The sequence below is a fragment of the Marinimicrobium sp. UBA4509 genome (genome assembly GCF_002388575.1).
GTDB classification, from domain to species: domain Bacteria; phylum Pseudomonadota; class Gammaproteobacteria; order Pseudomonadales; family Cellvibrionaceae; genus Marinimicrobium; species Marinimicrobium koreense.
On the sequence record NZ_DGMV01000009.1, the window covers coordinates 4,740 to 4,988 of the forward strand.

At 58.6% G+C, this 249-nt stretch carries 1 protein-coding gene; it reads left to right on the forward strand.

Features of this window, described 5'->3' with window-relative positions; translation table 11 throughout:
• Positions 1 to 106 precede the first annotated feature (106 nt).
• Positions 107 to 249, forward strand: a 143-nt coding sequence (locus B3520_RS17465; protein ID WP_414673868.1) for a transcription termination/antitermination NusG family protein, incomplete at its 3' end; no start/stop codon positions are given.

Sequence of the window (249 nt, forward strand, 5' to 3'; positions counted from 1 at the left end):
GCATCCGCCGTAACCCAACCCGACGCATCCGCCGAAACCAAATTCTGCGGATTCGCCAAACGATTGCCAACAACCCGGCGCGCAGAACGTGCCCGATGAAGATGTTATGACCCAACCCCAATGGTACCTGGTGCAATGCAAACCGCGGCATGCGTTTCGGGCCGAGGAGCACCTCGCCAACCAGGGCTTTGACTGCTTTCTTCCTTCGCACCGGGTCAAACGCAAACACCGCGACAAATACCGGCTCGT